Here is a 20,587-nt window from a genome sequence, read left to right as displayed (position 1 = left end):
CATGTCATCCGCGCTTAGAATCTCGATCATCATGGTGCTGGTGCTTGCGTCCGCCGCGCTCGGCCTTCTTGCGTTCAACATGAGCCAGCCGAAGCAAGGCGTCGCGAGCGGGCCGGCGACGGTCGGATATTTCGTCGCGGCACGTCCGCTGCCGAAAGGCACGTTGGCCCGAATGGAGGATTTCACGGTGCGTTCGGTGCCGCCGCAGGATGTTCCCGCCGGAGCGATCCTTGAAGAATCCGACGCGAAAGCCGGACTTCCTGGCGCTCTGGTTCGTAAATTCGTCGACGCCGGCGCCGTCATCACTTTGCAAGACATCGTACGTCCGCAGGATCGAGGGTTCCTCGCCAGCGTGCTGGCCGCGGATAGCCGCGCTGTCAGCATCAAGGTGGATGAGGAATCGGGAGTCTCGGGCCTGATCAGGCCGGGAGACTATGTGGACGTCGTGTTGACTCAGGTGTTCGAGAAGGGAGAAACGGGGCGCCGTGCCCTGAGCGAGACGATTTTGCGCAATGTCCGGGTCATTGCCATCGACCAGGAGATCGTGCAGGGCGGACGAGGTCCTTTGCTCCCGACAACCAAGTCGGCGCAAACCGTATCGCTGGAGCTTGCGCCGGAGCAGGTCAACAAGGTCACAGTCGCCAGACAGATCGGCAAGTTGTCCTTGACGGTTCGTTCGGCCGTCGATCAGGCGGATTCGGGAAATCCGGGCACGATGTCGAGCTGCGACGTTTCACCCGAGCAGGCCCGCCAGAATGCGGTTGCTGGTCAGACGACCGGGGTGGTGATTCATACCGGTGCTGATGTCAAAGTTTATTCAGTCAGGAAAGATGGCGGTGACGTCCGCGGTGATTGCGATGGTTTAATGGATCCCACCCGCCGGGCTGCAACAGCGACGGCCGGCCGGCTGCCGGAGAAACGTTGATGAACATGGCAGTGATGAGTACGCCTGAAGTTACGTCGGTGGTTTCGCGAGACCGGATCGTCTGTTTCGTCAATGACGAGGTCAGTGCCGTCGCTCTACGCAAGGGCCTTGAAGGCGGCAATCTGTCCATCAGACGCGGCACAATTCGCAACGCCATTCGGATGCTCGAAACCGACACCAACTTGTTCGCATTGGTGGCGGACATCAGCGGGGTCGACGATCCATTCACCGAACTGGAAAGGCTGGCCGGCGTCTGTCCACCGGATGTCCGAGTGGCCCTGATCGGCGATAGCCGAGAGATTACCTTCTATCGCGAGCTTATGGAGCTCGGGATCACCGAGTACCTGCCGCGCCCGATCACGCGCGAGATGGTCATGGACCAATTGCGTCCGAAGTTCCTCGGAGAAGCCCCAACTTCACAACCCGATCGTGGCGGCCATGTCATCTCGATCTGCGGCGCGCAAGGCGGCGCCGGGGCCACAAGCATCGCCATCAATCTCGCGCTGCAGTTGGCAGAAACCACCAAGGCCAAGGTCGCACTGCTCGATCTCCATCTGCAGAACGGCGAAACGGCTGTGATGCTGGGCGTGCGGCCCGGGCCAGGTTTGCGGATCGCCCTGGAAAACCCGATGCGGGCGGACACTCTCTTCATCGAACGTGCGGCCATCGATATCAACGAACGGGTTTGCCTGATTTCCGCCGATGAAGAGCTGCATACGCAACTCAACATCACGGAAGCGGGCGTTCGACACGTCTTGGGTCTGCTCCGGCAGCGGTTCAACTACGTCGTCGTCGACGTGCCGGTGCCGTTTCCGCCTTCCATTCGTCCCGTGATTTCGTTGTCCCGTCACGTGCTGGTACTGCTGGAGGCCGAGGTCACCGGACTGCGCAATGCTCGCGCGCTGCGCACCGCCGTCACTGCCATCGCCGGTCAGGATCGAGTCCACACTTTGCTCAACCGTGCCGGTCGCGCCGGCGGACTGCCCATGGCCACGATTGTCAAAGCTTTGGGTGAACCGGACATGGTGATACCCGATCTCGGAAAGCGCATGACCGAGGCTGTCAATCTCGGAATCCCCGCGTTGAAACATGCCAAGCGATTGCGAAAATATCTCGCGCCGATCGTGCGCGAAATCTCAGGTATCGGGGACGAGCAGAAAAGCCGGCTGAGAAGGTTTTTCCGGCTATGAAGAAATTCGGCAGGCGCCCGGACGACGCACCCGCTGGTCCGCAGCCTTTGACGGACGACGAGCTGTCCACGATATCGCCCCCGGTCGCACCGGCGTCCATCCCCCCGTCGATGTCGCCCATGTCGGCGACACCGGCGCCAAGTTCGTTTTCATCGATGTCGGATTCGTACGAATCGATGGGTTCTCCGTCCGAGCTTCCAGCTTCACCCGACGAAAACCAGATCCACCATCCAGTCCTATCGGCCTCCCTGCGCGAGCGAGTGATCGAGCAGATCGAGCCGGCGGCGGCTGCTGCCGTTTCGCGCGAAGTGCTGCGGCGGCAGATCGAGGAGATCATCCACGGCATTGCCAACAAGGAACGGCTGGAGTTGTCAGGCCGCGAGCAGCTTCGCCTCGCGGAAGAGATCGCCGACGACATGACGGGCTATGGACCGCTCCGTGCGCTGCTTCATGATGAGACGATCAGCGACATCATGATCAACGGGCCGGCAAACGTTTATGTCGAACGGAGCGGCAAGCTGGAACGGATCGCGGTGCGCTTCCGTGACAATGATCACATCGCCTCAGTGGCGCAGAAGATTGCAGCCCAGGTTGGACGACGGGTGGATGAATCCAGTCCGATGGTCGACTGCCGCTTGCCCGACGGTAGCCGCGTCAACATCATTCTTCCGCCGCTTGCGATCAAGAGCCCCTGCATTTCCATTCGAAAGTTTCCGAGCCATCGTTACGACATGGCTGGGATGATCTCGAACGGCACAATGAACGCCGCTATGGGAGAGTTGCTGGAGATCGCCGGGCGGTCCAGGCTCAACATTATCGTTTCGGGCGGCACCGGCTCAGGCAAGACGACACTGCTGAACGCTATGAGTCAGTTCATCGACCATAATGAACGCATCGTCACCATCGAGGACGCGGCCGAGTTGCAGCTGCAGCAGCCGCATGTGATCAGCTTGGAGACCCGACCGCCCAGCCTCGAAGGCACCGGGCAGGTGACCCAGCGCGATCTGCTGTGGAATGCGCTTCGTATGCGTCCCGACCGGATCATCGTCGGCGAGGTGCGGAGCTCCGAAGCCTTCGACATGCTGCAGGCGATGAACACCGGCCATGATGGTTCGATTTCCACCGTCCATGCCAACAGCACGCGCGACGCGCTGACCCGCATCGAAAACATGGTCCAGATGGGCCAGGTCAATCTGCCGTCGAAAGCGATCCGGGCCCAGATTGTCGCCGCCATCGACATCATCGTGCAGGTCGAGCGCATGCGAGACGGCCAGCGGCGCATTGTCCAGATCAGTGAGGTGGTCGGCCTGGAAGGCGAGGTGATCACCACCAATGACATCGCCTCATTCCAGTACAAAGAGGAGGATGTTCACGGTCGGATTTTTGGAACCTACAAAGCATCCCCCGCAGTTCCAAAGTTCAACAGCCGTCTTGTCTATTTCGGGCTTGAACGCGCCTGGGCCGAGGCCGTGAGGCACATATGACGAGCACCCTGCTCATCGTCGTTGTGCTGGCGCTCCTGGTGCTCGTAGCGACTGCTGCGTTGTGGTTCGACGCGCGGCAGACACGCATGAATCGTCAGCTCGAGATAGCGATGCCTGCGTCGGAGTTGGCCGAGCTGGTTTCCATTCGCCGCACGGAGACGGCATCCCGGTGGCAGCTTTTGCATCGCCTTGCAAACTACCGGGCCGAAGTCCGTTACGCGATCCACCCGCTGTTTGTGCTGCTTGCCGGGATCGGGACCGCGACGGCGGTCTTCTACGCCAATAGTCTGTTTGAATTTTCGACGATCTACGTGTCTTTCGCGGCCGCGGCGGCGGCTATCTGGGTGGTGCGAAGTCTGTTCGGATGGCAGCAGCGCCGCTTGGCAAATCAATTGTTCCGGCAACTTCCGGACGTGGTCCAGTTGGTGACCAGCACTGTTCGAGCGGGCCTCCCGGTCAACGAAGCGCTTCGCACCGTCGCTCGGGAAATGCCGCAACCAACCTCCGGACAGTTTTCAATAGTATGCAATGAATTGAATCTGGGGAGAGCTCCGGAGGAGGCGATCGAAGCCGTGTATCGGCGAACCCGCGTGCCGGAATATGCAATGTTTGCGGTGACTCTGGCGGTCCAGTTGAAGTCGGGCGGCAGTCTGGCGGAGACGCTGCAAACGCTGGGGGAGACCGTGAATCAGCGCGTTGCGATGGCTGGTCGCGCGCAGGCGCTGGCTGGCGAGGTGATCTTTTCCTCGCGCGCACTCACGGTAATGCCGCTTATTATTGGCGGAGTTATGTATCTGATCAATCCGCGATCGATCGATCCTCTATTCACGGATCCGACTGGAAACCAGCTTCTGGCTTACGCCGCCGGTTCGATACTGGTGGGGCATTTCGTGATACGTTGGCTGATCCGCAGGGAGACGTCGCTATGACCGCGGGTTTCGGTATGGCGGTCATGGCGATCGCGGCTGCGGCTCTGACCCTTGTTTTGATCATCCGCGAAATCCACCTTCGTACGCTCAACACGCGGGTTTCAAACGCCGTGCTGGGCATTCCTGACCGCTCGACACGATCCCATGATCTGATCGGCTTGTTCTCGTCGGTCGGCACGCGGTATCGGCGCTTCTACGCCGACGAAAATCTGGATGATCTGAAAGCCGTTCTTCAATCGGCAGGTTTCAATCATCATCGGACGTTGCCGATCTGGATTGGCGTCAAGACTGTTAGCATGTTTCTGCTGCCGGCCATGGCGTTTGCCTTTGCCCAGTTTTCGGGGATGGCGGCGCTCCCAGTGCTGATTTTCACGCTTTCTGGTGTTGTAGTCGGAATCATGGGCCCACGGCTGGCACTGGTGTTCTTCCGGCGGCGTTTTGACGCTGCCATCCGACTTGGAACACCGGATACCATCGACTTGCTGGTCGTGTGCAGCGAAGCGGGAATGGGCCTAGAGACCGCGCTGCAACGGGTGGCCGGCGAGATGGGCCAGGCCAATCCAGCCATCGCCCGGGTGTTGCAAAGTCTTCTTGATGATCTCCGGGTGTTGCCAAATCGTGCCGCCGCATTCGAGAAGCTGGGATCCACGTCGGAAGGACTTCGCCGCTTCGGCACTATGATCAGCCAAAGCCTGCAGTACGGGACGCCGCTAAGTCAGGCTCTCCGCACCATCGCCTCCGATCTCCGGCGAGAACGCATGACCAAGTTGGAAGAAAGGGCTCACAAGCTCGGCGCCAAGTTGATCATCCCGATGGCGATGTTCCTGCTGCCGGCCATGTTCGTCATTCTGGGGGGCGGTCCGTTTCTGAATCTCATTCGCTCGTTCAAGCAGCTTGGATGACGGAATATGAGGGGTGCTCGCGCCTGTCGGGGTACGCGGATGAACCGCAAGGAGGCTTTCCTTGCGGATCGACGCGGTGCGGTCGCCTTCGAGATGATGTTCGTCTTCGTATTGCTAATGATAAGCTGCTTTCTGCCGCTTGCAGACGTTGCTATCGCCGGCTTCCAATACATTTCTGCCATGGAAGCATTGCGCGCGTTTGGGCAATCCATTCAGTATTCTGGGCCAACGGATCTCGGCGATACGTCCACTTGGCAGACAGCCGCGCTCGCGAAGGCCGACTCCAGCTATCCGATCTCTAACTTCCAACTGATCTGCGGCGACACCAGTGCTGTCTGCTCCGCGGCCAATACGGCAAATCCCAAATACTATTCATACCAGACGAGCTTCACTCTATCCCCCATAGTGCTGACCTCGGTGTTGTGCCCGAACGGGTGTACGATCACCCTGTCCTACTCGGAACGGTTTCAATAGGCACTGCCATGCGAAACTTGCTTCGCTCCCATGAAGGTTCGGTCTCGTTCGCAGCGGTCGTTGCCTTGGTGCCGCTGATCGGAGTGATGTCACTCGGGACGGAGGCGGCAATCTGGTACGTCACCAAGCAGCAAGCACAGGCTGCCGCCGATGCGGCAGCTTATTCGGGAGGCCTGAAGCTGGCGTGCACTCTTGCCGGATCTTCGTGTACGGATGCGCAATCGATCGACTACCGGGGCAAGCAGTTTGCGGCACAGAATGCGTTCTGCAACGCCGGCGACAGTTCGTATCCCGGGGCCCGATGCACCAGCGTCACCGGAGTGACCCGGACCGTCGCGATCTCGTCCACGACGGATTCCGTGACGGCAACAGTCGGCCAGCAGCAGCCGGCGTACCTCTCATCAGTTCTTGGCTTTTCCACCATCAATATTGGGGCGACAGCCACCGCCCAGGTGATTGTTTTGGCGAATCCTTGTGCGTTGAGCCTGAGTAGCCCTATCGCCTTCCAGGGAAGCGCAACTATCAGCGCGCCGAATTGCGGGCTCGCTTCGAACAGCACGGCGTCCAATTCCGTCGATTTTAAGGGCAATGCCCTCGACCTCAGCAACGTTAAGACAGTTTCGGGGGCGGGCGGTTGTCAGCAAACGGGCGGCAGCCCGTGCAGTAAGGCTATTACTTACGCACCACCGGCGCCCAATCCGCTGAGCGGGTTGGATGCGGCAATCTCATCGTTGGTGAAAGCGGACTTCACCGGTGGGAACAGAACCGGTAACAGCATTGGCTCATGCACTGCGTTCATGCCATACGGGTCCGGCAGCAGTGCCTGTTACAACACTCTTACCAATTGGGGGAGTATGGCGCTGACAAGTGGCGTCTACTTCATTACCGGTGATGTCAAGATCAGTGGCAGCGTCACTATCACAGGGACAAACGTCACGTTGATCTTTATGCCTCCAAAATTCATAAACAACGGAGACAAGGGAGCAACTCTGACGATTACAGGTAACCCAACGATCCAGCTGACCGCGCCATCAACCGTAACAGCTTCGCAAGTCCCAACGAAGCTGGCGACGACGTCGGTTCTCAGCTTGATGAGCAAGCTGCTCATATACGATCCGGAGACGACCACCGGGAATCAGACCGTTAGTTTTTCTGGGAGCTCCGCGACCTACTTCAGCGGCATCACATACGCGCCGAACGCCAGTGTGACGTATCAAGGCAGCACCCAGAGCTCAGCATGCACCGAGCTCATAGCCAAGGGCATCACGTTGTCGGGTAACTCCAACTTCGACAATTCCGGATGTCCATCGAGCGTCAAGATCGCGAGTCAAATCGTCAAGTTGGTGCAATGATGAGGAAACTCGACCAGCGCGGTATGGCTGCGTGGGAGTTTTGCATTGTTGGCGGCGTGTTTTTCACGCTGATCTTTGCAATCTTTGATCTGGCGCTTTATGCGATTACCATGCAGTCACTACGGGCGCTCGCGAATGCGGGTTCTCGCGCGACTATGATCAATGCTTGCTACATGGATGCCGCAATCGGCAAGAAGACGCCCACTTGCAGTGGGGACCCGCTATCCGACACAGCCAAGCGGACTGTCGCGCCGTTCCTTTTCAGCGGCAGTCTTACTCCGACGCTGAGCATCACGGGAGCCGGCCCGTATACAATTACGGCGTCTCAGCCGGGCTATATCGCGCTCTTGCCGATATGGGGCACGGCATTGAATGCGCCGAGCGCGTCAACCAAACTTCCATTTCCGGGGTGAACGAGGGCGCAGCGACGGTTGTAAGAGGGGCGGGGCGATGTTTGTCCGTCGGATGTGATGCAGCATTGCAACATGTGCTGTGGAGGTCTTAGCCTTAGTAAAGGTCTTTCCTTGCATAGGAGCACGTTCCGGTTGAAAATACCGGCCTAATACTGGGAATTAGGAGGCTCTAGGGCGTCGCCCGACAGGACTGGTCGACAGATAGAGATTGCATTTCGGGGGCCGCGGTTCGCGGCAAGGGGTCTGGGATGAGTGGCGGTTGCGTTTCGGGCGCGCGGGGAGCGACGCTCTTTGCATCGGGCATGTCAGTTTTGGGCGGGTTGCTTGCCTTGGCCCATTTTGCTGACCCGGCGATGGCGGCAGATCGATCAGTTTCTTCCGGCGGCGTCTTCGTCAGCGAAATAAGCGACGTCCAGCGGGTCAAGGTGACCCTCAACAAGTCGCGCACCTTTAGAGTCGACACGGCTTTTTCGACGATCGTTGCGGGCTCGCCTGAAATCATCGACGTGAAGTCGCTGAGCGATCGCCTGATCTACATCCAGGGAAAGGCGACCGGCACAACCAACGTTATTCTGTTCGATTCCTCGATGAAGCAGATCGGAATCCTCGATGTCGAGGTTGCGATCGATACAGCCAATCTCCAGCAGAATATTCGGGCAAGCACTGGCACCCAGGGCGTTCGCGTCTCGGCGTCCGAAGGGCAGGTCGTGCTGAGCGGGACAGCGGCCGACGCCGTCGCCGCCGAACGGGCTCTGGCGATTGCTACCGGCACCGTTCCCAAGGGGGGCATCGTCGTGAACGCCATGAGCGTCGCGGCACCGCAGCAGGTGATGCTCGAGGTCCGGTTTTTGGAGGTCTTTCGAAAGGCCGGACGCGACCTTGGTGTCAACCTCTATGGTGCCAACGCCGGTGGCACGAACGTTGGACAAACCGGACTTGGGGATGTCGTCTCAGCTGGCCGAACTCCAATCGGTAACGGCAACGGCACCCTTCCGTTATTGGATACTGCTGCGACGCTTGCCAGCGGAGCGACTCCATACGGCAGTCTTCTGACGAGCGTGCTGAAGCTGAATAATGGCACGACCCTGCAAAGTCTGATCACGGCGCTTGAGACGAAAGGCGTGATACGCCGTCTTGCTGAGCCGAATTTGATGGCTCTGTCTGGCGACGCTGCTCGCTTCCTTGCCGGCGGCGAGTTTCCAGTCCCGGTACCGACCAGCTCCACAGCAGGCTTTCCAACGATATCGATCGAGTACAAGAAATTCGGCGTTGAATTGGCTTTCGTTCCCACCGTTCTCTCGCGCGGTGCGATCAACCTTCGGGTTGAGCCGTCGGTCAGCGAGCTTGATTTTACCAATGCCGTCACGATTTCGGGAACGCGAGTGCCAGCTCTGACCCGCCGCGACGCGCGGACCACGGTCGAACTGCGCGACGGCCAGAGTTTTGCCATCGCCGGTCTGCTGCAGACCCGCAATCGCCAGGATGTCTCGCAAGTGCCTTGGATCGGCTCGGTGCCGGTGCTCGGTACGCTGTTCCGCAGCTCCTCATACCAGCAGGAGGAAACCGACCTCGTCATCATCGTAACGCCGCGCCTGGTCGCACCGGTGGTGCCCGGTCAGCAGATTGCGTCGCCGCTCGATTCGCGTTTGCCGGCCAATGACGTCGACTTCTTCCTCAATGGCCAGATGGAAGTCCGCAAGCGCTACAACGACTATGTCAATTCGGGCGGCGAGGTGAAAGGTCCGTACGGCCACATCATCGCTCCGCAAATTAACGCGCCCGTACCACCGGCTGCGGCGACGGTGAACGTAAAATTGAAGTGAGGAGCGCGCGATGAGGATCGGCTTTCTGGCAATAGTCCCGGCGCTTTCGCTCGGTGGCTGCTACGGTTTATACGGTCACGACGAAATCGACCGCTACTACCAACGTGCTGACAGCATTACCTTGAGCGCCGGCAACGCCAAGGAAGTAAATGCCGTAGCACAGACCATTCATCCCTGGCCGCGCTACGTCGGCGACCGCAGGCTTGCGTATGACGCCCGGCGCAGCACCGGCGCGGTGACGCGTTACGGCAACAACAAGCAGCCGACTGATCAGCTTCCGGATATTGGCGATGCGACGAGGCAGATGGGCGTGCGGCAACAGCCAACCCAGAACATCAATATTGAAGGATTGGGCGCTGGATCGGCGGGCGCCGTATCGGTGCCGGTTGGTACTGGCGGCAACAGGTGAAGCGGCGGCAAGGTATTCGTTTCGAGTCGTTGCACGATGAGATTTCAATGCGTCCGCTGGGGTGGGCGGGGACGGGGATGATGCGGCGTCTGATTTTAGTGCTTGCCTGCTGCTTTGTGGGGACCGCTCTTGCGGGCTGTGATGCCACGCTGCGGGAGGCTGCAATCGTGGCTCCGGCCGACGCGCCGCCTCCAGACCCCGTGCAGGAGCCGACGGACGTCAAATACTATCCTTCCGACGAACCAGTGCGGATGGGCCTGGAGCATTTCAATCGCGGCCACTACGGCATCGCCCAACGTTACTTCAAAGATGCGGTCGAAAAATCACCGAGGGACCTGACGGCCTGGATGGGGCTCGCCGCGAGCTATGACCGGCTGCGCCGGTTCGATCTTGCGGACCAAGCCTATGCCCAGGCGGCCAAACTTGGTGGTGTGACCGTCCAACTCCTGAACGATCAGGGGTATTCGTACATGCTGCGCGGTAATCTGACCGCGGCGCGCCGAAAGTTCGAGAGGGCCTATTCGATGGACCCGGGCAATCCGGTGGTCGCCAATAACCTCGAGCTTCTCAACGGAAGCCGCAGGTTTATCGAGCGGCCGCCGAACAACCAGCCTTAAATTGGTATTACGCGCGCGTTTCTTCACTCGTATACGGAACGTTTCGCTCACTGGAACTTTACATAAGGTCAACGTTTGTGCGTTAGCCTTATACAATGATTCGACTTTTCAAGCTCCAGTTCCTGGGACCGCTGGTTTTGTTCCTGGCGACGCTGTCGGCCGAACTGGCCGCTGGCGCGTTGGCGTATTGGCCGTCCTCCGAAACCCTCTGGTACCTCAATATCGAGATATTCCGTGTGTTTCAGCGCAGCCATTCTGTGCTGACCCAATTTATCGACATCGACGGTTTCCAGCTCTTCGGCATCGCTTTGCCGATCTTTGCGCTGGCGTGCGCCGGGCTGTGGATGCGTTCTCGATTGCCGCTGGCGGTCTCGGCGCAATTTTCGGTGGGCTATGCAACTGTCCTGCTGTTTTCGTGGCAGGCACCGGCACCCACGAGCATGCAGGCATCATTGCAGGCGATGGCAGTAACTTCGGGCGATAATTTTTATATGATCCTCGGAATCTTGGGCAGCTGTCTGTTGTCAGCTGTGATTTCGCACATTCTCTATCTTTGTGGTGATCGGCCACCAAAAGCCGCTTGATGCGTGCCTGGCAAGACAGCATCCGAAAGCCTGATCTTCAGGATAATCCACTTCTCTGCACTGTTTGATGCGTCTGATAAGCAACTCGTTTTCGGACGTTGTCCACGACATCCAAAAGCCAGCTTACTGAAACGACAGCCCGGCCATTCTGCTTCGACGGCAGTGGGATGAGCGTGCTTTCCATCGCGTTGCCACCAGCGACGGCCGGTACAGGGGGGCGCGCCGCAGGGAAGTCCAAGAAGTGCGCACAACGCCATGGAAGCAGGATCCCAGCCAGATTCTGAGGGCTGTCGGCGGCTCTCGCCACGTCTAATCCGCCATCGGGGTCTGGCTGTCGCGGCTGTCGACATTGGGGCTATTCGGTCGGTCTCTCCGCGGTTTCACTGATTTGCGGAGTGAAGTAGGGCCTTCGGCTTCCATTGTTTCTGGTCTGCAATTTCCGAGTGGATGGAGCATGCCTCTCCATTGTCGCCAACAAACATCAACGCGCACTAGGCGGATCCTCAGCATGCCTTTCTCGCAGAGGGGCCAAGCTTGCTTAGTGCATTCGGCTGCCGTTTCGTCCGTGGCTCATAGGTCTAGGATATGTTTCCCGCGGAGTGGGCTTTGTGGCGGCAAGCATCACAGATAATTAGCACCTTCAATCGTGCCAGTCCCTGAGACGCTCGCTGATCGGCTCGTCGATCTTGCCTTTACGCCTCTGGACGTGCCGGCCCTGCAATTTACCGCCACGCGATGAGCCGTGGCACGCGCTTGGCATATTCAGCATAGTCAGGGAATGTCGCGGACAAAATTCGTTCTTCGTTCGTCATGCGGCGTAGCTGAATGCACCAATGCACGACGCCGAGTAGCACGGACCATATTGAAAGATGTTGCAGGATCGTTCCGACGACGGCGATTTCCTCCGCGACGTAGAGCGGATGGCGGACAATCGAATACGGGCCGGCTGTCACCAGTCGCCGAGCCTCAGGTACGATACTCATCGACCGTCCGAGCCAAAATACCACACACGTTGACAGCACTGTGCCCAGTATCACGAGCGTGATAGCGAGCGCGATCATCAACATTGGCAGGGTCATCGGCGGCGGAAGGAAGGCGATGACGCCTATCAAGAAGGTTCCGACGATCGCCGTGACATAGGGCTCGACACCGTCGACCGATCGAATTGGCGGAAGTCGCGCGATAACCGCAACAAAGATCGCCGCGGAAAACGCTATGACCGATACTTCTGCTCCCGCTGTGGCGATGTCTTTCGCGGACAGTACATCTTGTGAAAGCAACCTCTGTATCACGCCTACCTTGCTGGCGATGATCAATGTGTAAAACCCACAAAGCCCCACCCGCCCAACCACATCGGCGAAGTGCAATAATCTCATGAAATCAAACCGATTGTTGAGGTGGGCCAATACAGACGCGAGAAACATAGCCCCATGACGAAGTGCTAAGCCCGCTACGAATGATCCTGCAAGACATTCAAACTGGGGCGGAGGCACTCAGCAACTTGTTAATTCGGATAGGCAATAAAGGACCTCATACAAGGCGGGTTTGGAACGGAGACATTTCGCCCCATAGATAGGGGAAGCACATTGAGCCATTGCCAAGCCTCCGGGAAGGAATCGCTGCGCGTCGGATCGCAGCCGACCGAACCCTATAACATCCCGTCGTAAGGATCAGTAAGCTCAACGCGGCGTATCGGCACGCAAATTATCTCCCACGTGTTATCCAAGGTCGCGCATGGACTTCTTCGGTTTAACGACGATCTTGCTTGCGTGTCTTATTTTTGTGCCGCTCGAGCGGTTGTGCGCATTGCGTCCGAATCAGAGGATTTTCCGCCATGGCTGGCACACCGACATCGTCTACCTTTTGCTGAATGGGTCGCTCATCAAGCTCGGCTTGTTGGGGATCGTTTTTGTTGTCGCTTTCATCGCCGCCCACGCCGTGCCGGTTCCATTCCGCGAATGGGTTGGCGGTCAGCCGTATTGGTTACAACTCGCAGAGGCCGTCATTCTCGCGGACATCGGCTTCTATTGGACTCATCGAATGTTCCACGCGGTTCCCTGGCTGTGGCGCTTTCATGCGATCCATCACAGCATCGAAGAGCTTGACTGGCTAGCCGCATGGCGCGTCCATCCAGTGGACCAAATTCTGACAAAGGGGGTCTCACTCATTCCGGTTCTGGCGCTTGGCTTTTCCGATGTCACAATCGGCTTGTATAGACTTCTCTATCAGTGGCAGTCGGTTTTCATTCATGCGAACGTCCGCATTGGGCTTGGTCCGATGCGATGGCTATTCGCTTCGCCTGAGTTCCACCATTGGCATCACAGCGCTGACCTTGAGGCGAGGGATAAGAACTTCGCCGGCCAACTCTCTTTCCTCGATGCGTTGTTTGGAAGCTTACATATGCCGCGAGGAAAAATGCCGACGAGCTATGGTACCGACCAGCCGCTTCCTAAACACTATTTTCCTCAACTGTTTTACCCGTTCAGATCGATCCCCTACCGAACGCCGGATAGTACTGAAGAACAGCCAAACTTTAATGGTTCAAACGAGAGTTCCCGCCCATTGTCAAAGCAATCTGCTGCGATGTGATTTCTAGCGTGGTCTCGGAAGTCTACCCACAGAAGTGGTTGTTTGGAAAACCGCGCCGCATCGGTTGTAGTTTTCGCCTAAGTTAGTGTTTCGTAACTCCCATACGCGGAAGGCCTCGTGGTGCAGTAGGCTGGACAGAAGTTCGTATTGCCTTCGTGGCGATGATCTGCACTAAACGAGCATCGACGCGCCCACTTTAATTCAATTGGCCGGCACGACGGCATCGATCTTGTTGCTGCCTCTCTTACGATGATGATATTGCTGCTGCGAATTGCAAATCGTGCACCAGCTAGTCTTGGCGGTTTCTCGACAAGCGCGGCCGGCAGCGGGGCGGCCACGGCGCTTTGGGCGGTCTGGGACATACGTGCTCTTTGCCGTGAGCGCCCCTGACCAGCTTTAATCGCTGGCGGGGAAGGAAACGACCGGACCATCCCAATAGCGGACATCGGCTGCTCGAGGCGTGCGCGCTGTCGCTCTGCGCGTATCGCTTTGCGTTTTACGACAATTTCCGGGTGGCCGGTCTTGAAAATCCCAGTAGGCGGGTTGGAGCAGGCTGTGCATACTTGCTCCTGCGTTTCCTGATTGGGATTTCAACGGGAGGCAATTGTGCGCATCTTTTCGAACGTACTTTTGACCACGACATTTCTTGGCATGACCATTGGGGAAGGCTGGTGTCCGGAGCCAGCGGACCTGACCGCTCCGCTGTCAGGCTCCACCGGTGCGACCGCTGCAGTTGTCGGCGGCGTGGACTATCATGACCAGCGCCATAAGCTTGAAGGGCAGCCCAAAAGGCCGCTGGATGGGAGACCGTTGCGGATGTCTTCGCCGGAGCCGAGAAATATCTATTTGCCTGGCGAAGCAAGGACCCGCCTGACGCCACACCGACCGACCACTCCTGCAATGGAGCGGCTCGGCGGTGGTCCCAGTTATGGCGTGAGCGCCGCGACGACTGGTGGCGGCAAGCCAGCCGCGCGTTCCAACTCCACGGTGATGAAAGACAACGCCCCTCTGAAAGTGCCGCAAGTCCAGCCGTTTCGCCCGGCGGACACGTTCCGGCAGCCGCGATAGGACGCTGATAGCAGGCACATCGCGTCATTTCGCTGGACGCGCATCCGGTGGCTTTCGGATCGGAGCGGACAACACGCTTTTTAATGCAGACGGCCTAAAAGGCTGACTGCCGGGAGCTGATCTTCTGCGTTACTTGACGCGTTTGTTTCGGTCTAATTTGTGGGCAGGACGGCGTCGATCTTGTTACTGCCTCTCGTGACGATAATGATGTTGCTGCCGCGAATTGCAAATCGCGCACCGGCCAGCCGGGGTGCTTTTTCAACGAGGGCGGAGGGGAGAGGAATTAGCGTGCCTTCGACTACATCGCCAACAGTGGCGTTAGGCGCAACGGCTCCATAGCTGGGCGCGGGCTTGATAAAATCCCTGATGAGTTGCGTCTCTTCTCGCGAAAGCTGGAATGCAGTTTGCTCGATTCTCCGCTCCTGGCCGTATGGAGCGGAGGAGTTTTTCTCGCTATCGCTTTTCTCTGCCTTGATCGTCTGCTCAAGTTCGCTGAAATTCGCGCGTAGCCTCGAGACTTCGCGTTGGAGTGCCGCGTTCTCTTTTCTGAAAAAGGATAGTTCAATCAAAAGCGCCACCGCAACAGCGCATACGGAAAGTCCGATTAGCGCGAATACTGCGAGTCGGCCGGCCGACCGGCCCATGGCTTTGGCTTTATTGCCTATGACAGTTTGAGCTGGTCGAAGTTCGTGATTCTGTAAAACAACGATTTTCCTCGTGGCCGCCAGACTGGCGAGCAGCGGTGATAAGCGGAGCTTATCCGTCCATCGTGGCCGAGGTTTGATTTTCGCTACGACGACTGCATTCGTCGGAGAACTTTCAATGTCGGTCGCCGCAGTGGGGTATGCAGCCACAGCTTCAGGACTGTCGGTGGCGCTCACCACGTCTGGTTTGTCATCCGTGACCTGGTTGTCGCTGCTTTCGCCGTTGGAAGTTATTCGGCCGATCTCTTCTGCGTTTTCACCGGTTCCGGAATGAAGGGAGGGCTCCACTTCCAGCGCTTCGATGGAAGCTCCTAATTTGCCTTTTTTCCATCGCGCCGACTGCTCTATCTCTTCCAATTGCTCGAGCAGGGTGACAACCGAAGTTTCTGAAGGAGAGGATGAGTCTAAATCGGCGCGAGTGGCCTCTTTGTCGAGCGATTCCAGGATTGACAGGCCTGCCTTGGTGATGCGCCAGCCTTTGTCATCTCTCGATATAAGGCCAGATCGGAAGATGTCGCCGCCAACAAGAGAAGAATGAGTTTCTACGGGGTCAAGTCGATCACCAAGCTCGAGCATCTCTCGTTTGATTTCATCAATCGAGAGATCACGATCGCTGTGTTCAGCCAGTACGCGCAAGATCGCCAGCTTGGGGTCCACAGGGCATCTCGTTAGGGCTTCGATTTGTCAACTTTAGCAAATTGAAACTGATGATGCGCGATTTCGTTGTGAGCTGGCTTCAGGCTAGCGTCGCGTGGCCCCTGGTGATCCGGGCAAAACGCAACGCCTGGGCTGGAACTCTCACTCGCAGGACGCGTGACGCCAACGCTCAGGGCGGCTACCTGGGCCACGCGTCCGTTCAACGTGAGTTCGCGCCGAAGTTTGGCTACCGAAGTGCTCTAATCTCTCGACTTCGGCGGAGTAGCGGATGTCTATTTCGACTTAGCCTTTTTTCTCAATCGTACGCCAACTCCACCACCGTTTTCTTCGATGAATTGGATGCCGGCCTTCTCAAGCGCTTCTTGTAGCTTCTGCGCAGTGTCGGGTCTGCCCCCCAGTACTCCGTCTGCAGCTTCCAACCTTTTGACCGTTGGGACTGAGACGCTTGCATTGCTGGCCAACTGATCTTGCGACCAGCCTAACAACGCGCGCGCAGCCTTAATTTGCCGAATTGATACTTTTAGTATTGACATGTGGCGACTCGGTATCGATACTATTAGTATCAATTTGAGAGGGATTATGCATTCTCGCTATCGGAAGCCTGAAATACGAAACAGGCGCGGATTTCTCGGCAGCTCGGACGCTCAGACTCTGATGGGTAATGACGAACACTCTCTCATTCGGTTGTGGCGCCAGAAGCGCGGGGAGGGCGATCCGGAAGACCTATCCGGCGATCTCATCGTGCAGCTAGAAGAAGCGACCAAGGAGCTCAACCGCTCTTGGTACGAACGCAACACCGGACGCCGGGTGCGCGATGTGCGGTGCCACGTCCGCCATGGCCTGATCTCCTGGATGGGAGCCACGCTGGACGGCGTGGTTGAGGGGATCGAGGCCGTGTTTGAATCAAAGTTCATGCCGCCTTGGTCCTTTTCCGAGGAAGCCGCGGTTGAGAAGTATATGCCGCAGCTGCAGCACAACATGTGGGTCACCAACCTACGTTCCTCAGTGCTGTCGATTATTACCGGTGACGGAAGGTGGGTCGAGGTCACCGTGCCGATTGATCCCCTGTATTTGAGTCTGCTGGTTGCGGCTGAGAAGAAGTTCTGGCGCTGCGTGCGTTCAGGAGAGCGACCATACCTGGTCAACTCGGAGCCGCCGCGGCCTCGGATTGCGGCAGTGCGGATTGTTGACATGTCTCCATCGGAGGCCTGGGCGGAGGCGGCGGCATTGTTCCGCGGAACGCGACAAGCATACCTGGACCACGAGCGGTCAAAGCAGGAGCTTGAGGCGCTCTTCCCGCAAGGCGTCCATCAAGCGATTGGGCACGGCGTTCGCGGATGCCGATCGGAATCGGGTGCGCTGACGTTCGATGTTGTTAACCGGCATGCCGCCACCGGAGGCCTCCTCGAAGATCGGGAGATTCCGCTTGCTCCGGTCAAGTGAGAGCTTCGGGTCTTTTGCCGCGGCGCTGGCGAAGGTCCAGTCCGAGCTCGATGGTCACGAAATCTCGTGGGCTGCGGCCACTCGGACGGGATGTCGGACCGAAGAGGGTGAGGAGGCGCTTCGGCGTACCGCCTTCGACAGCGGCCTCGGCACAGTCCGCAAGATGCTCAGCAAGCACGAGTTTGCAGCCGTCCAAACCACTTCGATCGATGGGACGGCCGGGATGGTCCATCTCACCACGACGCTCGTTCACAGTTCGGGCGAGTGGGTTGCCTCGGAGTGGCCGGTGGGGCCTGCAGCCGCAGTTGCCAATCCGCGACGAATGGGGGCAGCGCTCACCTATGCGTGCCGGTGCGCGCTGTTCACGCTGGTCGGAATCGCTGCTGAGGACGGTCTCGATGTTCAGGCGAAAGTTGCGTCGGCGCTCCCTGTTGGCCGGCCGTTAAATCCAATCCCGAATTTGGCGGCCACCAGCTCGGCCGAATGGCCAGCAGCGATGGCTGGGGACATCGGCCGCGTCTGTCTGCCGCCGCTTCCTCCTCAAGATTCGGCCCGGCTGCGGGAAGGAATGCTTGCAGAACTCCAGGCGTTGAATGCGTCGGACGCTTTGGCCTGGAAGAAGAGCATGCAAGCCACCAGGTACCGCCTGACGGCTGAATGCACTCACTTGTTGGACCGGGCCTTTGCCGCGCGCTTCCCCGAGTTGCGCGACGCCACGCTCAAGTCTGATGTCGGCGGCGACCATCGAGGGATGGCGATCACGAAGACCGTCCGCCACCGCAACAAACAGCACCTAGAGTTCGTTCGGACGCAGCCCTGTCTCGTCTGTGCCCGGCAGCCCTCCGATCCGCATCATCTTCGGTTCGCCCAGCCGAATGCTTTGGGGCGCAAGGTGAGCGACGAGTTCGTGGTCCCGCTCTGCCGGGTCCACCACCGGGAACTCCATCGATCGGGCAGTGAGTTGCAGTGGTGGAGCGATCGCAAGCTCACGCCGCTTTTGATCGCCGCCGAATTGTGGAGACGGACTCAGTCCGACCCAACAGAGAATTGAGGCGCATGTTTGCTTGTTGTCCGCGCCTGGTCTGGCCGGGCACAGAAGACTACCACCTATTGCAAGCTTTATCGGAGGTCAGGAATGCAGAAAGAAAAGTACAAGGGTGGTCACCGGCTACCTTGATTTCTCACGAACGGGGAGGGCGTGCGTTCAAGTACGAACGCGCGGAAGAATACGCTTCGGCCTTCAACGTCGATATCGGCTGGCTTTGGAAGGGGTCTGAATCCAAAGTCCAAACCTCTGAGGCTTCCTTGGTTCGTTCGTGCGAAACCCTGCTTGCACAGGAGCACGAATTGGCAGGGCACCTTCAGCGGGCCATCGAGCTGGCTACACGTCTGCGCGAGACCAGCAGAATTCTTACCGATCTTGTGCTGTGGGGCGATTGAGACGAAGCAGGTGAGTTCATCCACGGCTGTGGATCCAGAGCATTGTGGCTTCCACGGATTGACCCTTGCATTTCATTGTTTGGCGAAAGCGATGCCCGCAGCGGACAGAAGGTTCGACGGGAACGAATGGGCTATGAGAACGGCGGAGTAGGCCACTGCGAATTTCAAAACCGAGTCGGCGCCGGCTAATCCTTGGGCTTGTAGTCCGGCAGCCAGACGGCCGGCGGATCATCGTTGGCCGACTGCGGATCTCGGCGCCATTCAACACATTTGACGCAGTTCACCTCGTTCAGATTTTCGGCCACATACGCAGCGTCGTCGGTAACAGCTTTGCCGCAGATCGTCCATACAACTCGGGAACTTGGGCTCGGCTCTGTGACCTCGCAGGCGTGGATGGTGCCAACGCCGTCTTTCCAGTGGATCGGAAAGCCGTCCACGGCGCGATAGACCGGCGCTGCCCTGTTGGGGGTTGTTGCCGCGCTCGTTGGCGGAGCTGGACCACGGCCGCGTTGGCGCTTCGATCTGAATTTGACGACGTCGCCCATCACACTTCAATGAGATCGGCTGGCAAATCCCCGCCAGTCACACGCGTGACGAATTCTGATTACGGGGCCGAGCGTCAGGCCTTCCGCAATGGCAGTCGTGACAACAGCTCGTGCGATGTCTTCCGTCACGTCCCGAACCCAACGTTTATCGAGATCGAAGGCAACTACCTTAATCGGTCGCGTATATTCGCCCGATATAATGGCGTGCACCACGTCTTGTTCCGACGTCTGCTCCTCGTCCATCTCGCGCCATGCTCGGCCTAATTTCCCGAAGTCATCGAGCACCATGTAGACAGCACCAGCAACGGCATCGGGAACGAGGCTTGGGGTGCGCCTCATGTCTCGGCCTCCCGCTCACGCGCCCGCTCGACCGTCAATCCAGTGGAACGTGCCGCGCTCGGTTGCGACCGTGATGTCGTCGTAGTCCGCCTTCAACAAGGCGTTCTCGATTTTCTGCAGCATCTCACGCATGTAGACACCAGGGATCGAACTCTCGCCGATGTGTACGACACGGCAATAGAGGCGGCGCAGGAAATCAAGCGGCTCAATTGCAAAATCAAAATTTTCAGGTCCGCACCCGCGAGACCGGCCATATGGTCGAGATGCTCGAGGATGGCCGGATCCGATGAGACGAAAGAGGCCGCCCCCCGTAAGAACCTTTGTTGGGTTCCTGGCGTTATCCCGCCAACGTACAGGAGAGTCATATGGACAAAGATCGCATTGAAGGCTCGGTCGAGCAGGCCAAAGGCAAAGTTAAAGAGGTCGCGGGTAAGGTGACCGGCGACAGCAAGACAGAAGCTGAAGGCAAAGCCGATCAGGTAAAAGGCAAGGTGAAGAATACGATCGGCGGCATCAAGGACACGCTACGCGGCGAGTAACCGCTCAGCGGCAAAAGGAAAGAGAGCCTGAAGCGGGCTCTTTTTTCGTTTGAAACAACGCCCGCCTCAGTGCGGCAAAACCCAGTGGTGGTCTGGCCCGGAAAAGCTCGCCGCCTCTAGCCATAGATATTTTTCGTTGAGTAAAAGCCTCGGCGTTCTGC

The 20,587-nt window shown here is 58.3% G+C and carries 23 protein-coding genes; 18 read left to right on the top strand and 5 right to left on the bottom strand.

From position 1 onward, the window contains the following. Position 1 precedes the first annotated feature (1 nt). The 12 genes from cpaB to RHPLAN_RS28485 all read left to right on the top strand — a co-directional run bounded on the left by cpaB (position 2) and on the right by RHPLAN_RS28485 (position 11,102). Positions 2 to 925, top strand: coding sequence for a Flp pilus assembly protein CpaB (gene cpaB, locus RHPLAN_RS28540; protein WP_068025476.1), 924 nt, complete (start codon positions 2 to 4; stop codon positions 923 to 925). Then, positions 925 to 2,115 carry a CpaE/TadZ family protein gene (locus RHPLAN_RS28535; protein ID WP_068025475.1) on the top strand — a complete coding sequence of 397 codons (1,191 nt, stop codon included), beginning with the start codon at positions 925 to 927 and terminating at the stop codon, positions 2,113 to 2,115. The genes cpaB and RHPLAN_RS28535 overlap by 1 nt, the downstream gene beginning before the upstream one ends. Beyond that, positions 2,112 to 3,599 carry a TadA family conjugal transfer-associated ATPase gene (locus RHPLAN_RS28530; protein ID WP_442971789.1) on the top strand — a complete coding sequence of 496 codons (1,488 nt, stop codon included), beginning with the start codon at positions 2,112 to 2,114 and terminating at the stop codon, positions 3,597 to 3,599. The genes RHPLAN_RS28535 and RHPLAN_RS28530 overlap by 4 nt, the downstream gene beginning before the upstream one ends. Beyond that, positions 3,596 to 4,528, top strand: coding sequence for a type II secretion system F family protein (locus tag RHPLAN_RS28525; RefSeq protein ID WP_068025474.1), 933 nt, complete (start codon positions 3,596 to 3,598; stop codon positions 4,526 to 4,528). The genes RHPLAN_RS28530 and RHPLAN_RS28525 overlap by 4 nt, the downstream gene beginning before the upstream one ends. Further along, entirely contained in the window at positions 4,525 to 5,430 is a 906-nt protein-coding gene (locus tag RHPLAN_RS28520) for a type II secretion system F family protein (RefSeq protein WP_068025473.1), read from the top strand. Before RHPLAN_RS28525 ends, RHPLAN_RS28520 begins: the two co-directional genes overlap by 4 nt. 39 nt (positions 5,431 to 5,469) lie before the next feature. Next, positions 5,470 to 5,904 (top strand): hypothetical protein, encoded by a 435-nt coding sequence (locus tag RHPLAN_RS28515; protein ID WP_084245754.1) that lies wholly within the window; start codon positions 5,470 to 5,472, stop codon positions 5,902 to 5,904. An 8-nt stretch (positions 5,905 to 5,912) separates the two neighbouring features. Continuing rightward, a complete protein-coding gene (locus RHPLAN_RS28510) occupies positions 5,913 to 7,256 on the top strand; it encodes a DUF7305 domain-containing protein (RefSeq protein ID WP_068025471.1) in 1,344 nt (447 codons plus the stop codon). Then, complete coding sequence (locus RHPLAN_RS28505; RefSeq protein ID WP_237179929.1) at positions 7,256 to 7,669, top strand: TadE family protein; 414 nt, start codon at positions 7,256 to 7,258, stop codon at positions 7,667 to 7,669. The genes RHPLAN_RS28510 and RHPLAN_RS28505 overlap by 1 nt, the downstream gene beginning before the upstream one ends. A 248-nt stretch (positions 7,670 to 7,917) precedes the next feature. Beyond that, entirely contained in the window at positions 7,918 to 9,492 is a 1,575-nt protein-coding gene (locus RHPLAN_RS28500) for a type II and III secretion system protein family protein (RefSeq protein ID WP_068025466.1), read from the top strand. 10 nt (positions 9,493 to 9,502) lie between these two features. Beyond that, positions 9,503 to 9,901 carry a hypothetical protein gene (locus RHPLAN_RS28495; RefSeq protein ID WP_068025463.1) on the top strand — a complete coding sequence of 133 codons (399 nt, stop codon included), beginning with the start codon at positions 9,503 to 9,505 and terminating at the stop codon, positions 9,899 to 9,901. Positions 9,902 to 9,978: 77 nt separating this feature from the next. Next, positions 9,979 to 10,518 carry a tetratricopeptide repeat protein gene (locus RHPLAN_RS28490; protein ID WP_237179928.1) on the top strand — a complete coding sequence of 180 codons (540 nt, stop codon included), beginning with the start codon at positions 9,979 to 9,981 and terminating at the stop codon, positions 10,516 to 10,518. Positions 10,519 to 10,613: 95 nt separating this feature from the next. Further along, the gene (locus RHPLAN_RS28485) at positions 10,614 to 11,102 is read left to right on the top strand and encodes a hypothetical protein (RefSeq protein WP_068025459.1); all 489 of its coding nucleotides are present in this window, start codon (positions 10,614 to 10,616) and stop codon (positions 11,100 to 11,102) included. Between the two features lie 722 nt (positions 11,103 to 11,824). Here the strand turns inward: RHPLAN_RS28485 and RHPLAN_RS28480 are convergent. Then, positions 11,825 to 12,526 (bottom strand): methyltransferase family protein, encoded by a 702-nt coding sequence (locus RHPLAN_RS28480; protein ID WP_237179927.1) that lies wholly within the window; start codon positions 12,524 to 12,526, stop codon positions 11,825 to 11,827. Positions 12,527 to 12,836: 310 nt separating this feature from the next. On the opposite strand from RHPLAN_RS28480, the gene RHPLAN_RS28475 reads away from it, so the two are divergent. Continuing rightward, entirely contained in the window at positions 12,837 to 13,691 is an 855-nt protein-coding gene (locus RHPLAN_RS28475) for a sterol desaturase family protein (protein ID WP_084245752.1), read from the top strand. 606 nt (positions 13,692 to 14,297) lie between these two features. Further along, positions 14,298 to 14,759: a hypothetical protein gene (locus tag RHPLAN_RS39765; protein ID WP_157100542.1), complete on the top strand. Its 462-nt coding sequence runs from the start codon at positions 14,298 to 14,300 to the stop codon at positions 14,757 to 14,759. 152 nt (positions 14,760 to 14,911) lie between these two features. Here the strand turns inward: RHPLAN_RS39765 and RHPLAN_RS28470 are convergent, their stop codons facing one another. Beyond that, entirely contained in the window at positions 14,912 to 16,120 is a 1,209-nt protein-coding gene (locus RHPLAN_RS28470; RefSeq protein ID WP_068025458.1) for a hypothetical protein, read from the bottom strand. A gap of 272 nt (positions 16,121 to 16,392) precedes the next feature. Further along, entirely contained in the window at positions 16,393 to 16,653 is a 261-nt protein-coding gene (locus RHPLAN_RS38635) for a helix-turn-helix domain-containing protein (protein WP_084245750.1), read from the bottom strand. On the opposite strand from RHPLAN_RS38635, the gene RHPLAN_RS28460 reads away from it, so the two are divergent. From RHPLAN_RS28460 to RHPLAN_RS28450, 3 genes are read left to right on the top strand one after another with little or no spacing between them, the layout of a single operon-like run. After that, complete coding sequence (locus tag RHPLAN_RS28460) at positions 16,652 to 17,563, top strand: YqaJ viral recombinase family nuclease (RefSeq protein WP_442971788.1); 912 nt, start codon at positions 16,652 to 16,654, stop codon at positions 17,561 to 17,563. The genes RHPLAN_RS38635 and RHPLAN_RS28460 overlap by 2 nt on opposite strands. After that, complete coding sequence (locus RHPLAN_RS28455; RefSeq protein ID WP_068025455.1) at positions 17,547 to 18,614, top strand: DUF968 domain-containing protein; 1,068 nt, start codon at positions 17,547 to 17,549, stop codon at positions 18,612 to 18,614. The genes RHPLAN_RS28460 and RHPLAN_RS28455 overlap by 17 nt, the downstream gene beginning before the upstream one ends. Positions 18,615 to 18,619: 5 nt before the next feature. After that, a complete protein-coding gene (locus tag RHPLAN_RS28450; RefSeq protein WP_157100540.1) occupies positions 18,620 to 19,003 on the top strand; it encodes a helix-turn-helix domain-containing protein in 384 nt (127 codons plus the stop codon). Positions 19,004 to 19,188: 185 nt separating this feature from the next. Here the strand turns inward: RHPLAN_RS28450 and RHPLAN_RS28445 are convergent, their stop codons facing one another. Together RHPLAN_RS28445 and RHPLAN_RS28440 are read right to left on the bottom strand one after the other, a co-directional pair. Further along, positions 19,189 to 19,548, bottom strand: a complete 360-nt coding sequence (locus RHPLAN_RS28445) for a hypothetical protein (protein ID WP_068025453.1) — start codon at positions 19,546 to 19,548, stop codon at positions 19,189 to 19,191. Positions 19,549 to 19,554: 6 nt separating this feature from the next. Further along, a complete protein-coding gene (locus RHPLAN_RS28440) occupies positions 19,555 to 19,887 on the bottom strand; it encodes a hypothetical protein (protein WP_157100539.1) in 333 nt (110 codons plus the stop codon). A gap of 365 nt (positions 19,888 to 20,252) precedes the next feature. Between RHPLAN_RS28440 and RHPLAN_RS28435 the strand changes: the two genes are divergently transcribed. Beyond that, entirely contained in the window at positions 20,253 to 20,426 is a 174-nt protein-coding gene (locus tag RHPLAN_RS28435; protein WP_068025448.1) for a CsbD family protein, read from the top strand. Positions 20,427 to 20,587: the final 161 nt, after the last annotated feature.

This window comes from Rhodoplanes sp. Z2-YC6860 (assembly GCF_001579845.1).
GTDB lineage: Bacteria > Pseudomonadota > Alphaproteobacteria > Rhizobiales > Xanthobacteraceae > Z2-YC6860.
The sequence above is the reverse complement of the archived record's forward strand: the minus strand, read 5'-3'. Positions and strand labels throughout refer to the sequence as shown.

Excerpts from the sequence above, each read along its gene's own strand:
- cpaB (WP_068025476.1), top strand. The coding sequence starts at position 2 with ATGTCATCCGCGCTTAGAATCTCGATCATCATGGTGCTGGTGCTTGCG.
- RHPLAN_RS28535 (WP_068025475.1), top strand. The coding sequence starts at position 925 with ATGAACATGGCAGTGATGAGTACGCCTGAAGTTACGTCGGTGGTTTCG.
- RHPLAN_RS28530 (WP_442971789.1), top strand. The coding sequence starts at position 2,112 with ATGAAGAAATTCGGCAGGCGCCCGGACGACGCACCCGCTGGTCCGCAG.
- RHPLAN_RS28525 (WP_068025474.1), top strand. The coding sequence starts at position 3,596 with ATGACGAGCACCCTGCTCATCGTCGTTGTGCTGGCGCTCCTGGTGCTC.
- RHPLAN_RS28520 (WP_068025473.1), top strand. The coding sequence starts at position 4,525 with ATGACCGCGGGTTTCGGTATGGCGGTCATGGCGATCGCGGCTGCGGCT.
- RHPLAN_RS28515 (WP_084245754.1), top strand. The coding sequence starts at position 5,470 with ATGAACCGCAAGGAGGCTTTCCTTGCGGATCGACGCGGTGCGGTCGCC.
- RHPLAN_RS28510 (WP_068025471.1), top strand. The coding sequence starts at position 5,913 with ATGCGAAACTTGCTTCGCTCCCATGAAGGTTCGGTCTCGTTCGCAGCG.
- RHPLAN_RS28505 (WP_237179929.1), top strand. The coding sequence starts at position 7,256 with ATGAGGAAACTCGACCAGCGCGGTATGGCTGCGTGGGAGTTTTGCATT.
- RHPLAN_RS28500 (WP_068025466.1), top strand. The coding sequence starts at position 7,918 with ATGAGTGGCGGTTGCGTTTCGGGCGCGCGGGGAGCGACGCTCTTTGCA.
- RHPLAN_RS28495 (WP_068025463.1), top strand. The coding sequence starts at position 9,503 with ATGAGGATCGGCTTTCTGGCAATAGTCCCGGCGCTTTCGCTCGGTGGC.
- RHPLAN_RS28490 (WP_237179928.1), top strand. The coding sequence starts at position 9,979 with ATGATGCGGCGTCTGATTTTAGTGCTTGCCTGCTGCTTTGTGGGGACC.
- RHPLAN_RS28485 (WP_068025459.1), top strand. The coding sequence starts at position 10,614 with ATGATTCGACTTTTCAAGCTCCAGTTCCTGGGACCGCTGGTTTTGTTC.
- RHPLAN_RS28480 (WP_237179927.1), bottom strand. The coding sequence starts at position 12,526 with ATGTTTCTCGCGTCTGTATTGGCCCACCTCAACAATCGGTTTGATTTC.
- RHPLAN_RS28475 (WP_084245752.1), top strand. The coding sequence starts at position 12,837 with ATGGACTTCTTCGGTTTAACGACGATCTTGCTTGCGTGTCTTATTTTT.
- RHPLAN_RS28460 (WP_442971788.1), top strand. The coding sequence starts at position 16,652 with ATGTGGCGACTCGGTATCGATACTATTAGTATCAATTTGAGAGGGATT.
- RHPLAN_RS38635 (WP_084245750.1), bottom strand. The coding sequence starts at position 16,653 with ATGTCAATACTAAAAGTATCAATTCGGCAAATTAAGGCTGCGCGCGCG.
- RHPLAN_RS28450 (WP_157100540.1), top strand. The coding sequence starts at position 18,620 with ATGTTTGCTTGTTGTCCGCGCCTGGTCTGGCCGGGCACAGAAGACTAC.
- RHPLAN_RS28445 (WP_068025453.1), bottom strand. The coding sequence starts at position 19,548 with ATGGGCGACGTCGTCAAATTCAGATCGAAGCGCCAACGCGGCCGTGGT.
- RHPLAN_RS28440 (WP_157100539.1), bottom strand. The coding sequence starts at position 19,887 with ATGAGGCGCACCCCAAGCCTCGTTCCCGATGCCGTTGCTGGTGCTGTC.
- RHPLAN_RS28435 (WP_068025448.1), top strand. The coding sequence starts at position 20,253 with ATGGACAAAGATCGCATTGAAGGCTCGGTCGAGCAGGCCAAAGGCAAA.